The sequence below is a fragment of the Paenibacillus diazotrophicus genome, from assembly GCF_042610465.1.
Map to the genome: position 1 here is coordinate 1 of NZ_JBGJZN010000002.1, position 15,396 is coordinate 15,396.

The 15,396-nt window shown below is 49.9% G+C and carries 13 protein-coding genes; 4 read left to right on the forward strand and 9 right to left on the reverse strand.

Translation table 11 applies throughout. The features are described from left to right. The 3 genes from ACAN54_RS11300 to ACAN54_RS11310 form a co-directional block, all read left to right on the forward strand. The coding region (locus ACAN54_RS11300) for an immunoglobulin-like domain-containing protein (RefSeq protein WP_379154252.1) at positions 1 to 2,618 on the forward strand (2,618 nt) is incomplete at its 5' end. Between the two features lie 75 nt (positions 2,619 to 2,693). Beyond that, complete coding sequence (locus tag ACAN54_RS11305) at positions 2,694 to 2,909, forward strand: hypothetical protein (RefSeq protein WP_379154254.1); 216 nt, start codon at positions 2,694 to 2,696, stop codon at positions 2,907 to 2,909. Positions 2,910 to 3,084: 175 nt separating this feature from the next. Next, the gene (locus ACAN54_RS11310; RefSeq protein ID WP_379154257.1) at positions 3,085 to 3,570 is read left to right on the forward strand and encodes a GNAT family N-acetyltransferase; all 486 of its coding nucleotides are present in this window, start codon (positions 3,085 to 3,087) and stop codon (positions 3,568 to 3,570) included. A gap of 115 nt (positions 3,571 to 3,685) precedes the next feature. Here the strand turns inward: ACAN54_RS11310 and ACAN54_RS11315 are convergent, their stop codons facing one another. The 9 genes from ACAN54_RS11315 to ACAN54_RS11355 form a co-directional block, all read right to left on the reverse strand. Then, positions 3,686 to 4,495 carry an RnfABCDGE type electron transport complex subunit D gene (locus tag ACAN54_RS11315; RefSeq protein ID WP_379154259.1) on the reverse strand — a complete coding sequence of 270 codons (810 nt, stop codon included), beginning with the start codon at positions 4,493 to 4,495 and terminating at the stop codon, positions 3,686 to 3,688. Then, positions 4,482 to 5,381 carry an FAD:protein FMN transferase gene (locus ACAN54_RS11320; RefSeq protein WP_379154261.1) on the reverse strand — a complete coding sequence of 300 codons (900 nt, stop codon included), beginning with the start codon at positions 5,379 to 5,381 and terminating at the stop codon, positions 4,482 to 4,484. The genes ACAN54_RS11315 and ACAN54_RS11320 overlap by 14 nt, the downstream gene beginning before the upstream one ends. Before the next feature lie 11 nt (positions 5,382 to 5,392). Further along, entirely contained in the window at positions 5,393 to 5,938 is a 546-nt protein-coding gene (locus ACAN54_RS11325) for an FMN-binding protein (RefSeq protein ID WP_379154262.1), read from the reverse strand. A gap of 96 nt (positions 5,939 to 6,034) precedes the next feature. Continuing rightward, complete coding sequence (locus tag ACAN54_RS11330) at positions 6,035 to 7,297, reverse strand: sensor histidine kinase (protein WP_379154264.1); 1,263 nt, start codon at positions 7,295 to 7,297, stop codon at positions 6,035 to 6,037. After that, entirely contained in the window at positions 7,287 to 7,973 is a 687-nt protein-coding gene (locus ACAN54_RS11335) for a response regulator transcription factor (RefSeq protein ID WP_379154266.1), read from the reverse strand. Before ACAN54_RS11335 ends, ACAN54_RS11330 begins: the two co-directional genes overlap by 11 nt. Positions 7,974 to 8,150: 177 nt before the next feature. After that, positions 8,151 to 8,969: an SDR family NAD(P)-dependent oxidoreductase gene (locus ACAN54_RS11340; RefSeq protein WP_379154268.1), complete on the reverse strand. Its 819-nt coding sequence runs from the start codon at positions 8,967 to 8,969 to the stop codon at positions 8,151 to 8,153. A gap of 107 nt (positions 8,970 to 9,076) precedes the next feature. Beyond that, positions 9,077 to 10,771: a type 2 periplasmic-binding domain-containing protein gene (locus tag ACAN54_RS11345; RefSeq protein WP_379154270.1), complete on the reverse strand. Its 1,695-nt coding sequence runs from the start codon at positions 10,769 to 10,771 to the stop codon at positions 9,077 to 9,079. Between the two features lie 104 nt (positions 10,772 to 10,875). After that, positions 10,876 to 12,486, reverse strand: coding sequence for a response regulator transcription factor (locus ACAN54_RS11350; protein ID WP_379154272.1), 1,611 nt, complete (start codon positions 12,484 to 12,486; stop codon positions 10,876 to 10,878). Beyond that, a complete protein-coding gene (locus tag ACAN54_RS11355; RefSeq protein ID WP_379154274.1) occupies positions 12,467 to 14,302 on the reverse strand; it encodes a cache domain-containing sensor histidine kinase in 1,836 nt (611 codons plus the stop codon). The genes ACAN54_RS11350 and ACAN54_RS11355 overlap by 20 nt, the downstream gene beginning before the upstream one ends. Before the next feature lie 143 nt (positions 14,303 to 14,445). On the opposite strand from ACAN54_RS11355, the gene ACAN54_RS11360 reads away from it, so the two are divergent. After that, a complete protein-coding gene (locus tag ACAN54_RS11360; protein WP_379154277.1) occupies positions 14,446 to 15,396 on the forward strand; it encodes an ABC transporter permease in 951 nt (316 codons plus the stop codon).

Consider the following 15,396-nt stretch of genomic DNA (forward strand, 5'->3'; position numbering starts at 1 on the left):
TCACACTGACCGCCAAAGTGACCCGGGGCACGGAGGAGCAGACCAAGTCATTTAACCTTACTGTGCTGAAACAGAGCATAACAGATGCGGAGGCAGTGTCGGATGATCTGGCGTGGCTGCAGGTGGGTTACGCTCCCGGAGACACTGCGTCCAGTGTGACCCAGAATGTGAATTTATCTGGAACCGGGCCGAACGGTACGTCGATAACCTGGAGCAGCACCAACGCGGGGTTGGCTGCTCCGGACGGGACGGTCAGCCGTCCTGCATATAGCACTGGAGACAGTATGGTCACACTGACCGCCAAAGTGACCCGGGGCACGGAGGAGCAGACCAAGTCATTTAACCTTACTGTGCTGAAACAGAGCATTACAGACGCGGAGGCAGTGTCGGATGATCTGGCGTGGCTGCAGGTGGGTTACGCCCCCGGAGACACTGCGTCCAGCGTGACCCAGAATGTGAATTTATCTGGAACCGGGCCGAACGGTACGGCGATAACCTGGAGCAGCACCAACGCGGGGTTGGCTGCTCCGGACGGGACGGTCAGCCGTCCTGCATATAGCGCTGTGGACAGTATGGTCACACTGACCGCCAAAGTGACCAGGGGCACGGAGGAGCAGACCAAGTCATTTAACCTTACTGTGCTGAAACAGAGCCAGCCGCTGCCACAACCGCAACCGCAACCGCAACCGCAGCCGCAGCCGCAGCCGCAGCCGCAGTCCCCCGCCCCCGATCCCGCTTCTGTGGAACTCCAGTCGCTGGAGGCAGGAGAGGGGACATTGGAACCAGCCTTTGATCCAGGTATCATGAATTATTCTATTCAGGTGAGAAACTCACAGCTTTCGGTTCCCCTTAAAGCTGTAGCTGCCCACAACCATGGGTTGATATCTATCAATAATGGGAGCCCGGCCCATTCCGTGGAGATGGAGATTCCATTAACCGGCCCTGAGACAACGGTAAGCATCAGGGTCACCAATACGGATAGCTCACTGTACAAGGAGTATTCCATTCATATCTATCGAATACCGGCATTCAATGCCAATCTGGCGGATTTATCACTTGAAGGACAAATATTAAGTCCGGGTTTTTCACCGGGTATCCTGCAATACACGTTAAGCGTAGGGAATCAGACAAGCTCTGCCATAGTTCATGCCGCTCTCCAGGATCCCGCTGGTTACCTGTCTATTAACGGCAGCACACCCGTCCATGTCGTCAATGGTACGATCCTTCCTTTGTATGAGGGATGGAACACCATTGTGATTCAAGTCCTAACTCCCGGCGGGCTTGCTATACAAGAGTACAGAGTAACCGTTTTTCGCGCAGTCTTCTCTGATCCTCCGGGGCAGAACACAGAGATCTTCTCTGCAGCCGAAGACGATCCGGTTAAGACAAGTCAGATTGAAGTCTTTGTAGGTGATCATAAATACTTCCCGATGGGTGTGCAAAAGATTGAGCAGGAACAAGGAGAGAAAATAATTCGCATTGTAATGGACAGCAAGCAGTTGCTATCGGTAATAGCACAGCACGAGAATATCGATCTAACGGTTCCGGTTAAGGAACCCGGAGATCGGGTTATCCTTCATCTAACCGGTCAGATGATAAAACAAATGGAGTACAAGCAGGAACGTATTCAGCTAAAAACATCATACGGATCGTACACACTGGACTCAGGACAGATCAATATTGACCATGTAGCGGCCTCCTTCGGATCTCAGGTAGATCTGAAGGACATCGCAGTGGATGTATCGATCGGCAAGCCCTCACCGGGTATATCGCTTCTTGCAGAACCCAGTCCCGGCACTAAGGTACTCCAGCACGTCCAGTATACGGTGCAGGCTGGGTATCATGGCGATACAAGAACTATAAATGATTTCAATAAGTATGCAGAATTCAGCATCAACCTTCCAGCGGGGGGCGACCCGCATTCTGTCACTACAGCTGTCCTGCTCCGGGACGACGGAAGTTTTCTCCCTGTGCCGACGCGAGTCGTAACCGATCAGGAGCCATTCAAAGTTATAATACAGAGTCTGTCTAACGGAACTTTTATGCTGGTGCAATCCTCCTTGTCCATGGATGATTTGGTTGGTCACTGGAGCCGGGTGGACGTAGAGGATATGGCAAACCGGCAGATTGTTCAAGGTAAAGGGGCCGGCCGGTTTGACCCTGATGGGTCTATCACAAGAGCGGAGTTTGCAGCAATTGCCGTGCGTGCTCTGGGGATTGAGCCCAGATTATTGAAGCAGGACTTTCAAGATGTACGCGCGCAGGACTGGTATAGTAAAGTTATTCAGGCGGCAGTTGACTATAAATTCCTTAACGGGTACGGAGATCATACAATACGTCCGGATCAGCCTATTACCCGCGCCGAAAGCGCAGTGATCATGAACCGGATCAGAGCATGGCTGGAGAACCCGGCATATAATCAGCACTTGTCTATACCAGAGCAATATCGTGACCGGTCCGAGGTTCCCGTATGGGCCAGTGACGCCATGGCAGAAATGATAGCGGCTGGAATTATTAAGGGCAGCAATAATGAAATCTTACCAATGCGTCATGTTACCCGTGCAGAGACGACCGTGATGATCAGAAGGCTGCTTCAGGTTGAACAACTAATCAACTAAATGGCACTTGGATATCTTATGGATCTAGATTTTCTATGACGGGAGACAGTTCTCTTCTTCATAAAATCCACAAAAGTGAGCACAGCAGCGATTCTCGCGTATTGGAGAATCGCTGCTGTGCGTTTTTGGTCATTTGTGCTTCGCGTAGTCCTGGATTTTTTTTGCATCATGCTCCCAGCCACTGGTTCAATGGGCAACGGATTGCTGGAAGGCTGTCCAATACCAACGGACATTGAGAGCGTAAGCCGCAAAGAACAGTCTGGCCTGCTCGGCGCATATGCCGTCATATAGAGCGAACCGTCAGCGTCTCACGACTTATTTTTTTCAGGCATACATGGTATAATTTCCCTTAATTATTTGATTTGGCAGAAGCAGGCGAATAGCTGAACATCCATACTATAAAAGTGAACACGAATGCAGCTTATTTTTATAAAAGAAAAGAATCCATAGGAAGGAGAGACGCCCGATGATTCGATTGTGTGAGCAGAAAGACGAGGACAACATGTACCGGATTATCAACGATGCTGCCAAGGCATATCAAGGTATTATTCCGGAGGACCGGTACCATGAGCCGTATATGAGCAGAGCTGAACTTGTTCATGAGATGGAGGATGGGGTCGTTTTTTGGGGATTCGAAGACGGCGGAGAACTGTGCGGTGTGATGGGAGTTCAGGATAAGGGTGAAGTCGCCTTGATCAGACATGCTTATGTACGAACAGCCCAGCGCCAAGGCGGGATTGGAACGAAACTGCTAATGCACATTACAGAACGTACAGATAAGCCCATCCTCATCGGTACTTGGGAAGCGGCAGACTGGGCCATTTCCTTTTACATGAAGAATGGGTTCAAGCTAGTCCAGGCAGACAAGAAGCGGGATTTGCTGAGTAAATACTGGAATATCCCGGAGCGGCAGATCGAGACATCCGTGGTGCTAAGTAATGAAGACCGCTGAGGGAGCGGCAGCCTATCTTGAAGAAGTGGAAGGATAGCTTCTTAAAGTTACCTCCACTCTTCAACGTATAGCCCGGGCCCCATCGTTCCGGGGAGTGTTATGAGCAAGTTCAACATCACGATAACGAAGCTCTTGAGGACTGTGTACGATAAGAAGGTCTTGTTCTTGCGTAGTGATACAGGTTCCCGGCAAGCAGCCCCACAAATAAGTAGATCAAACCGCCGAAGTATGCATACACCAGAGCTCCCACAACAGCGCATAGAATACCAAAAATAATTTGATCCTTATACTTGGCCGGTGAGGTAGGCGGGTCCGTAAGCATAAACAGGGCAAAGAACAGGCTGGCATTGATATATGGAATCCGCAGGGCATCCGTGGCGTCACCGAACTGGAATATTCCCATGATCAGCAGCAGGGCGAAATATGTGCCGAGAAAAGAAAAGATCAAAGGGAATTTATTCACACGGTTCGTCACCAGATAACCGCCGATCAAGGGGAAAATCAAGGTCCAGGCCGGGAGGTCGCCGAAAGCCCCCCACCAGCTCTGCCCGGTTTGAAAGAGCAGACTCGATAGCAGCAGGCCGAGACTCGCAGGATTAAAAATGGCTTTTTTCTTATTCACAAACACATATTTCGGTACAATAGCGAGCAGGGAAGTCGCAGCGACAACGATCCATGAAGCGCTAGTGCTTAAGATCAGAGCGATGATAAGTCCTGTAATGATAGCACTATAGGGCGGAGTCCGTTTCTTTTTGACCAGAGATGTACATAGCATATCGGCGGCTACGGATATACTGACAGCAATGCCCGCGTTGATGATGCCTTTGATATCCATGGACCCGGCTGAAGCCAGAAGTACATAGCCAAGCATGCACAGGGTGACATACCCTTTGGGCGTTTTGATCCATTGTTTAACCTTTTTCAATGTGTATCCCTCCAAGCGTAACTGATGTTAAATCGGAAGTGATGAAGAGTCCCTTGAGCTTCACCTGGTCAATGAGCGCCGTCCCGTGCTCCACACCAGACAAGAAGCTGGCTGTCGAGAAGGCGTCCGCCATCATGGCATAAGGGGCAATCACACTGCAGCTAACCATTTCCTGTGGTGATTCTGTGCTGCTCGGGTCAATAATATGATGAGTCTCCGGGTGGATGGGGCTTCTGCGTTCATAGCTTCCGGAAGTGCAGATGGCCTCATTGGAAAGTTCAATCGTGTAAAGAATTTGTTCCGGATTCACAGGATGCTGAATGCCGATCCGCCACTTGCTCCCGGTTTCATTCAAGCCTCCGGCATACAGATCGCCCCCCGCATTGACGACAAAGCCATCAAAAGCCCGCAGCTCATGTGCGGCTAAATCAATGGCAAATCCTTTGGCAACAGCTCCTAAATCAATGACCAGCGGTTTCTGTAAATATAGCGTATGCTTCTCCTCGTCCAGGATAATATCCCGGTAGGAGGCGGAAGAAGAGGTAGAGCTGTGCATCGCTTGCCGGGTTAAATAATGCTCATTAAAACCCAAGTTCTCCAGCGCTTGTCCCACGGTGGGATCGAATAAGCCATCTGTCCATTCAGCCATCTCCAGGGCAAACTTCAGAGGTTCGTATAAAAACGGGCTAACCGGTACGGCGGTCTGAATCTGCCGTGCAGCCTGCATCAGCTCACTATCCGGGCTGAACCGGCTGCAGGCCTGCTCAACCTTGTGAAAGGCTTCGAACGCCCGGTCCAACGCTGCAGCAGCAGCTGATTCCTGTGCGCTGCCGGTAATAACCTGAATTTCCACAGTGGTATCCATATACAATTTGGTCCGCTTCATGATACCCTCCGTTAAGCGTTCAACGCTTGGTCCAGCGCATTTTGGATAGCGTCTCTGAATGCCCGGGTGCTGTAGGTTGCGCCTGATACATTGTGAACCTTAGCACTTTGATTCTGTATAATCTCTTGGGGTAAGCCGGCTATATAGCCTTGGGAGTAGCGCATTCTGTAATTAGTGACTTCTACGTCCGTAATTTTATCATTCTTGATGCTCACCGCTACCTGAATAGATCCCCGCCGGTTGTTTCCTGCGCCGTAGAAAGTTCCACTTTTATATTTGCTTTTGACCGTGGGAGCGGGGGAAGCAGTGGCAGCTTTGGGCTTGACCTTAGTACTGGCCGGATTGCTGGTTGGCTTGCTGACTTTAACACTGACCTGACTGCCAACCGGCTGGCTATCCAGCTTGCTGCTCTGATTCCCGGATGAGCCGCTTACCTGGCTATAGGGTACGGGCTGCTGAATAGCCGCCAGCGTGTCGGTTGAATAATATCCTGCAGTGTAGATCGCCCCAATTGCGGCGGAACACAGGATAACCCATTTGCTGTTCATCTTCGCCATATCGATTAATCCCTCCAATAGAATGCTCGTGTGAATACTCTAAGTATAAGAAGGGATTATTGAGATTTTCTTAAAAAGACACAGCCGGAGAGAACACTACAACTTTTTGGGGAAAATGAGCTGGAATTCTGTGCCGCTCCCCTCCTGTGAGGTGACACGGATTGTCCCGTTATGGGCAAGTACGATCCATTCGGCGATAGACAGGCCAAGGCCGGTTCCGCCTTCGGTGCGGGATCTGCTCTTATCTCCGCGATAGAAGCGTTCAAACACATGCGGAAGATCTTCCGGGCTGATCCCGCAGCCGCTGTCTTTCACGAGGACACGGACAGAGTGGGGAGAAGTGTGGCAGGTAAGCTTGATGAATCCATCCGGGGGAGTGAACTTCAGCGCATTATCCAATAAAATAATAAACAATTGTCTTAGGCGGTTGTCGTCACCCTCGATCTCGGCAGGCTGGAAATGGGAATGAATCTGAACAGACTTGGTTTCGGCCAAGAGCCCGAACTGCTCGGTGATCTCTTGAAGGAGGAGATGCAGCGGAACCGGGGCAGCGTGAATTTGAAGCTGGTTGGAGTCGGTTCTTGCCAGGGTCAGCAGATCATCAATCAGCCGGCCCATGCGTTTACTTTCTTTTAGGATCAGCGCAATGTTCTGGCTCTCCTCTTCAATAGTATGCTGGGGATGACGGAACAACAGCTCGGTGCGGGTCTGGATCACAGCAGTTGGCGTGCGCAGTTCATGAGAGGCATCCGCAACAAACTGCTGCTGCTTGTTCCAAGACCGCCGGATCGGAACAAGGGCATGCCCCGCCAGGAAGAAGCCGATGAGTATCGAAAAGAGTACGCCTGCGGCGCATCCTATAGCGAGGTCCATACGGAGTGAGCCGAGCATTTTGTTCTCATCTTCCAGATTTCTGACCACAACTACATAAGCGGCATGAAAGGCTGCAGGGGATCCAGCCGTTACTTCAGAGGGGTTAGCAAAACCCAAGGTCAGGTATTCCCGGTCGTCGCCGGTCTCCACAGTCCTGGGTGAACTCCCGGCGGCAGCATCTTTGAATCGCTGGGCCTCTTCACGGGTGAAGCCTTGCTTCGGATATTGAATCATCAGCTTTCCTTGCCGGTCCCAGAAGAAATAGGAGGTTCTCCGGTCGGCATCCGGTTCGGGGTGGTCTTCTTGAAGCATCTGGTCGATGGAAGCCCTTTGCATAGATTTGGCTGTATTCAGGATCGCTTCATCTGCTTCATGATATAACCGGTAGCGGAGATGGATATACAGGACGAAGCCTGATACAAGTAAAATGAATACAAGAACTGCTGAGTTCAGCAGTACTAACTGACGGCGGGTTCTACTGAACATGGGCTTCTCCTTTCAGCAGATACCCCACTCCGCGGATGGTCTTCAGATAGAGATCGCCTCCATACGGAGCCAGCTTCTTGCGCAGATGGTGGACATAGACATCCACGGCAGAAGAAGCCGATTCTGAATCGAAGCCCCATATCCGTTCGAAGATTTGTTCCCGCGATAAAATCTGATCTTTGTTGCACAGCAAAAATTCCAACAGCTCGTATTCTTTGGGGGTGAGCTTCAAAGCTTCCTCACCGGCATAGGCATCTCTCAAAGAAGAGATCAATTGAATCTCGCCGCAGGTCATATTACCTTCCGGATTCACGTTTCCCCGGCGCCGCAATACGGCCCTTGTTCTGGCGAGCAGCAGGCTTGCAGCAAAGGGTTTTGTCACATAATCATCTGCCCCGGCATCCAGTCCCCTCACAGAGTCCTCGACGCTGTCTTTTGCCGTAAGCATAATGATGGGTGTCGCCACCTGCTTCTCCCGCAGCCGCTTGACGATTTGAAGACCGTTCATTCCCGGCAGCATGATATCAAGCACGATAAGATCATAGCTTCCGTTCTCTGCCAAGTAGTAACCTTCATCCCCATTCGAAGCCCCTGTTGCTTCAAAGGATTCATTATCATAGATTTCAATGATCGCTTCGAGCAATGGAAGTTCGTCTTCAACAATTAGTATTTTCATCCGAATCCCCTCTGATTTCATTCTGCTTTCATTCTGCTTTCATAGTATCAGTTGCAGATTAATTTTTTATTAAAGCTGGGCCAGTAACCGCTTGACCTTGCATTATAGTTCATTGATAATCACAAAAAGTGCTCCTTAGCAGAGCACCCTTGTCTTAAGGCTATGAAGGTGATTGGTCTAGATAACGTAGGGGGTAGCCTCCATGGTTTCAGCCTTGGTTACGGCCTCCGCGAGGGTCATGCCCGTAAAAGCCTGTGCATGCAGGAAGCGTCCGCTTTTCTTGTCATCCACAAAAGCGCCCACTGCAATCCCGGGAATTACGCTTTCTACCGGGCTGGTGGCGTTCGGTCCACCGAGATCCGTTCTGCACCAGCCGGGATCGGTTAAGCTAAGGATGACATCAGTTCCATCCAGCCGGGATGCCAGATCTTTGGTGAATTTGTCGAGGGCGGCTTTACTGGCTGCATAACCTGACTGCTCAGGCTCGTTTTTGATGCCACTGGTGGTGTTGATTACCCGCCCGAAACCACGCTCGATCATTTTTGGAATAAAACGGTTACAAATGGTGGCAACGGAAATGAAATTAATCCGGAAACTTTGTTCATAATCATCAACCGGCGTGTTCCAGTAATCTGCTCTATAGGCAATTTGGACAGCTGCATTGTTAAATACAATATCCACAACCGTACGCTTATCCTCAATTTCATCCAGCATGGCAACCACTTCTTCATGTTTGCCAAGCTCGGCCTGCACACAATAGGCTTCAACCCCTAATGCCTTAACTTCTTGCTCCACTGTTGCGGTATGTGCCAGGTCTCTGCTATGAAGTATAAGATTGCAGCCTTGCTCCGCCATAAATAAAGCGGTCTGATAACCTACACCTCTGCTTGCGCCTGTAATCAATGCCCATTTTCCTTTTACATCTACCAACGAAATCATCTCTCCTTCTGCTGTATGATGACTGCTGTGGTTCATAGGGAGTTTCTGCGGCTCCATTCGCCAGTTTAGCATAATCAGTTGCTGGTATACAGGGATTCCCCTCAAAAACAGAAGGGGATGACCCAAGCCGATTGCTGGCTTTGGAGTCATCCCCATATTTCTAATTATTTGGCTGATACTGATTTGTACCAATCGTTGACCTCCTTCGTGATTTGGTCGCCGCCGTTAGCTTTCCAGTTGGTGACGAATTCATCAAAGGCATCAACCGGCAATTTGCCGTAGATGATTTTGTTGAAGGTTTCCATCTCGGACTGGCGCAGCAGATTCCACTTGGAGACCATAGTCGGCGTGGCTGCTCCTGTGAAATAGTTCTGCTTGCGGATATCCAGTTGCGACATTACGATCTTGGCGGCTGCCCAGTTCTCCGGCTTGCGGAACTCAGCCATTTGTTTCTCATAAGGGGTAACCGGCTTTTCGCCGTTTGCCAGCTTAACAAGTGTTTTCATGTACAGATCAGGAATACGGGCCGGACCAGTCAGGAACGGGAATTCATTGTTGAAGTCCTTAATCTTCTCTTTATCACTGGTAGGCTGGCCATCAATAATATCCCAGTCATACCCTTTGGCAAAGCCATATTCATAAGGGCTGCCTGCGGTCGGATTCGCCACGTTATCGAGCAAATAGTTATAGTACAGGAAGATTGCTTCCGGGTGCTTGGCATCTTTGTTGATCATGATACTGGCGTTGACACCGGAATTTTGCCACTTGGTGCCGATTTTGCCATCCGGTCCTGCGGGAACTGGATAAGCTTTGTACTTGGAGCCCGGCACATTCTTGAGCAGATCGGGAGCAGGCCAGTCTGGAACCCATTGGGCCCCTGGCAAAATGCCTGCCGTGCCTTTGGTCCAGCTCTCAGCGGATTTTCCTTCATCCCACAGAGCGGAGTCCGCATGGATATATCCTTTATCCATCCATTCTTTCAGCTTCGCCAGGGCTTGCTTGGCACCCGGGTTCACGGAGCCATACTCCAGATTGCCGTCCGCATCCTTGTTCCATTGCTCCTCGATGGTGCCGTAAGCTCCGAACAGCCAGTCCAGCGAACCCATCCAGGTATTCGTATTATTTTTCAGTGAAATAGCCAGTGGAAATACTTTATCAGGAGCCAGGCCGTCAGGGTTCTGGTTCTTGAATTTGTCCATGATATTATCTAAGTCGGCAATGGTCTTGGGAGCCTCAAGATTCAGCTTCTCCATCCAGTCCTCGCGGAGCCAGAGAAGGGTATCGTCATTGTCCGTATATTCCATGATCGGCATATTATATTTCTTGCCGTCTCTCATGAAAGGATACCAGAGCTCAGGGTGCGCTGCGGCGTGATCCTTCAGCGTCTTGTTGGCGTATTTGTCAAACAGCTCATCAATCGCAATGAACTGGCCGGAATCAATTAATTGATTAGTCAATACCGGATTGGTAGGTACCGATACGAAATCGGGAAGCTTCTCGCCTGAGGAGATCGCAAGCTGAAGCTTTTGTCTGTATTGGTCGTCATTTGCAGGGTACCAGGTATCTTTATGCTTGATTCCCAGGGTCTCCAGCATCCAGCGGTCATGTACATTGTTTTCCTTCGTGTCGCCCTGCACGTACTTCTTCGGCATTAAGACAGAGCTGATCTCAATCGGCGGATCATATTTGCCTTTGGCAAAGGCTGCGTCGGCTTCAGAGGTAGTGGCACTATTGGCGCTATCAGAATTAGAAGCGGCATTGCCTTTTGATGCATTGTCATTGGATGTTCCGCTACAGGCTGTCAGTGTGACGAGAGCTGTAACAGCGAGCAACGAGCCAAATTTTTGGAATGTATTCATTCATCATGTCCCCCTACTGTGTATGATGCTTACATGTGTACTGTACCAACTTTGAGGGGAAGGCATCTATATGAGTTTCTTAGTTTCGATAGGACTCTATCATGCTATTTTTTTCCGTCCCTGTATTCCTGCGGTGTTACCCCAAACTGGCGTTTGAATACCTTGATGAAGTAGGCGGGGTCCATGTACCCAATGTCTGTGCTGATCTCATACACCTTTTTGGCGGTAGTCTTCAGCATATGGCAGGCCCGGTCCATACGCAGGCGCGAGATGTATTCACTGATGCCTTCACCTGTTTCGATCTTGTAGATCTTGGACAGATGGGTGGGATGCAGGTTGACATGGTCTGCCAGCACCCGCAAGGACACATCCAGATGCAGATTCTTATCTGTAAACTCCTGGATTTTCTTCACGTAGAGGGAACGGATGTCTTTGATTTCGCTGGAGGTTCCCTCTTTCAGCTTGCCAAGCACGCTCACGGACCATACTCTGAGCTTGTTGATGGAAGAGAAGGCTTCCCCGCTCTGCAGCGCTTCAATATCTGTCCCCAGCAGCTTGCCGAGCGTATGTCCATTCCGGTGTGCGAGGTTAGAGAAGGCCGCCGAGATTAAGAACCCGGCCTCCATGCAGTGCTCCCAGGATTCAGGCCATTTCTCATCCAGTTCTGCACATACATCCATCAGCTTGGTCTCGGCAGCTTCCCAATGTCCGGATTCCAGCAGATGAATCAGGGAAGGCGGCGTGTAGAGGGCATCCAGTGGTCCTTGTTCTGCCTGTTCGCCAGGTTCACTGACCCGCATCACGAATTCCCGCTCATCCCCGACAATCTGGCGGAAGTAGGCTGAAGCCTGGCGGAACCGGTCAGACAGCTGCTCAGGGAACTTGAACCATTCTGTGATGACTATAGACAGTGAACCCTTCAGGAATTGTTTGACCTTATATTGCAGTTGTACAGACAACTGCTCCAGAAGGCCTTCCTTCCCCAGATCTGCTGCCCGCTCCTTCAGCTGAAGCAGAAAGACCAGATAGCCATGCTCTTCCTTAACGCCCCAGACCTCCATGAATTCGCCAATAATCTCTTCCGCCATATTGATGACTGCATACTCAATGAGGGGCTGCCCGTTATTCTTGTACTGTCCGAATTCTTCTTCCAGCCTGACCAGCATCAAGGCACCGTCCCCGCGGATGAAGGGAAGACCATAGCTCCCCAGCTTGCGTTCCCATTCGTCGGCTGACATCCGCTGCCCCTGCAGTGCGCTCAGAAGCAATTGTCCGCGCAGCAGGGGCAGGTTCTCTCTCAGCGTATATTGGGTACGCTCCAGGGAACTGACCAGCTCCCATTCTGCATTCAATTGATCAATGGCGGTTTGGACGGCACCGAGTAATTCATGGTCTGTCGGAGGCTTAAGCAGGTAGTCCACTGCACTGTGCTGGATGGCTGTTTTGGCGAATTCGAACTCTGAATGCCCGGTTAAGATGATGCACTTGATTTTCTTGTCCCGTTTCCGTATTCGCTCAATTAGTTCAAGTCCCGTCATTTCAGGCATCTGAATATCTGAGATCACAATATCGATAGGGTGCGTTTCGATGATCTGAAGCGCCTCGGTAGCGGAATAGGCCTTGTGTACTTGTTCGATGCCCAGCGTGTGCCAGGGTTTGGTCATGGATAGGTTATCTACCCAGTGGGCTTCGTCGTCAACGATGATCATTTGCATGAAGTGTGGCTCCTTGTAGGTTAGTGTACGGATACTGCTCTTCCAGGGCCGGAATTTCCCAGATAATCTCTGTCCGGAAACCGCCTAGCGGAGATTCCCTGAAATGTAGACGGGAGAGGCTGCCGAACTGGTGAATAAGCCGCTGATTCGTATTCCAAAGACCGCAGCCCATTTCCTCGCGCAGCGGCTCCCGCATCTTGCGGTTGAGCGCTTCCTGCTGGTCCTGGCTAAGACCCGGCCCGTCGTCGTCAATATACACCCGGCAGAAGCCTCCGGCACACTCGCCGCTGATCCGGATTTCACCGGAGCTGTAAGATTTTCCGACCCCGTGGATGACGGAGTTCTCCACAATGGGCTGTAGCAGGAGACGAGGTATGGTCTGGGTCAGCATCTCCTTGGGGATATCGATATGATACTCAATGCGGCCATTGCGCAGCTTTTGAATATCCAAATAGTTGACCAGCAGTTTGACTTCGTCGTCCAGGGTGGCTGTATCCCGCTCCATGCGGGTGGTATAGCGATAGTAAGCGCTTAAGTTATAGGCCATTGATACCACGGCTTCTTCATCTTTCATTTGGGCCATGTTGATAATATATCCCAGGCAATTGTACAGAAAATGCGGATTGATCTGGGCTTGAAGCTGCTTCAGGGTAGCCTCACGGGCCCGGATTTTTTCGTTGAATACATTTTCTATCAGATCCTGAATCTGATGAGACATATCATTGAACCGGTGGAAGAGAAACGAAAATTCGTTTTGTTCCTCGGAGTGGAGGCGTACCGTGTAGTCTCCCCGCTGCACACGTCTAAGCCCTTTGATGAGCTTTTTGATGGGCTGTTGAACATTTCTGTACAGCAGGATAGAAGCCGAGATTCCAACAACAAACAGCAGAAGCATGGATACATAGAATAAATTACGGCTGCCGGATATGGGCCCGAGGATACGGTCTAGCGGTACAACGTCAACCAGGTACCAGTCCAGATTGGAGGATTTCACCGAACTGACCAGATAATTTTTATTCTTCATTTTCACTACATGCTGTGTGCTGTTGTCCGGTGAATGCTCGTTCAGATAAGTAATCAGCTCACCCGTCAGTTGCTGGTCTGCACTGCGGTTCAGGATCGGCGCATTCCCTTTGTGATAGAAGAACGGATCACCTTGTCCCCCTGCCTTATACGTATCCAGCATGTTCTGGATATTCTCATAGCTGAAGCTGGCTTCAACCACCAGATCACTTCCCGTGAACGTTCCCTGCGGAGCAATAGAATCGCTATAGAACCAGTAAAAGGCCTTGGTCTGCCCCGGATAACCGGATTTGCCGTCGCTGTATGTCCATTTACCGCTCATATTTTGCTTCAAGTAGTGTTCATCATAACCTGTGGGCTTGTCGTAATTGGAAATGACATCCTTATTCTGCTGGGAATATACAGCGTATCTGGAAGGCCAGATATCCGTTAACCCGGACTGGAGCATCATCTTCTCCTGAATGACATAACGGGTCTGCATGTGGTCGTAACGGTCTTCCCACATATTCAGACCATTGAATTTCCTGACATTCGGATCTTTGGAGAATACCAGGCTGAAATCCATCATCTGGTTGATCCGTGAATCAATTTGACTGGACAAAAAAGTCAGCTGTTTGGTGTTGGACTCCTGCAGCTCTTTACTGACTACATCGAAGGTAACGTTATTGGAATACGTATATACGATGATGATTGGAATAAACAGCACAATAATCAGACTGTTCATTTTGGCGAACAAACTAAATCTGCTCCAGGATTTTTCTTTAACGAAATGAATAGCTGTACTTAGACCCATCGTTGTCCCCCCAGACGAAGCCCTAATAAATCCCTATACGAGCCTAATAAAGTAATATAGTCAAACCTGAGAAATGCTTGCTACTATTTATAGCAGAGATTCATACAACACACAAAATAATTTTTTGAAAGCGGGAGAGAGCGATGGAAGCTAACACTATACAGCAGGTGAATCCTGGAAAAACGCCGCGCTTATCGAGGAAAAAGAGGGTTAAGCAGCCGTGGGTGCTCCACTTTATGGTGCTGCCGGCGGCAGTTATGGTGTTTATTTTTTCTTATATCCCCATGGGCGGGATTCTTATGGCTTTTCAGGATTATAAGCCGGCGCTCGGATTCGCTGATTCTCCTTGGGTAGGACTCAAACATTTCGAATACATGTGGCAGAATGAATATTTCCTGCAGATTACATGGAATACGCTATTCTTTGCCTGCTCCAAGATGATCATGAACCTGGTCATTCCGTTCTTCTTCGCTTTACTGCTGAACGAGGTCAGAAAGATGGCGCTCAAACGAACCATTCAGACGCTGGTCTATCTGCCGCACTTTTTATCCTGGGTTACCCTGTCGGGGATTCTGATTGATATGCTTGCCCAGACGGGCCTGATCAACCAGTTCATCTCCAGTGTGTTCGGTGTTAAGCCGATCTTCTTCCTGGGCGACGGCAACTGGTTCCGGTTCACAATTATTTTCAGTGATGTCTGGAAGGAATTCGGCTTCAATATGATTATCTTCCTGGCCGCGTTATCCGGCATTAATCCTTCGCTGTACGAAGCAGCGGAAGTGGATGGGGCTGGACGCTGGAAGCAGACGATGTATATTACCATTCCGGCGTTGATTCCGATTGCCATCGTAGTGGCCACACTGGCACTGGGCAACGTGCTGAACGCGAACTTTGACCAAGTATTTAACCTGTATAGTCCTTTGATCTATCAGCAGGGCGATATTATTGACACCTTTGTGTACAGAGAAGGCCTGCTCAGCGGACAGTTCAGCTTTGCCACCGCGGTAAATCTGTTCAAATCGGCGATAAGCCTAATCTTGATCGTGATCTCCTATCGTCTGGCCTACCGGTTTGCCGGCTACAGAATCTTTTAG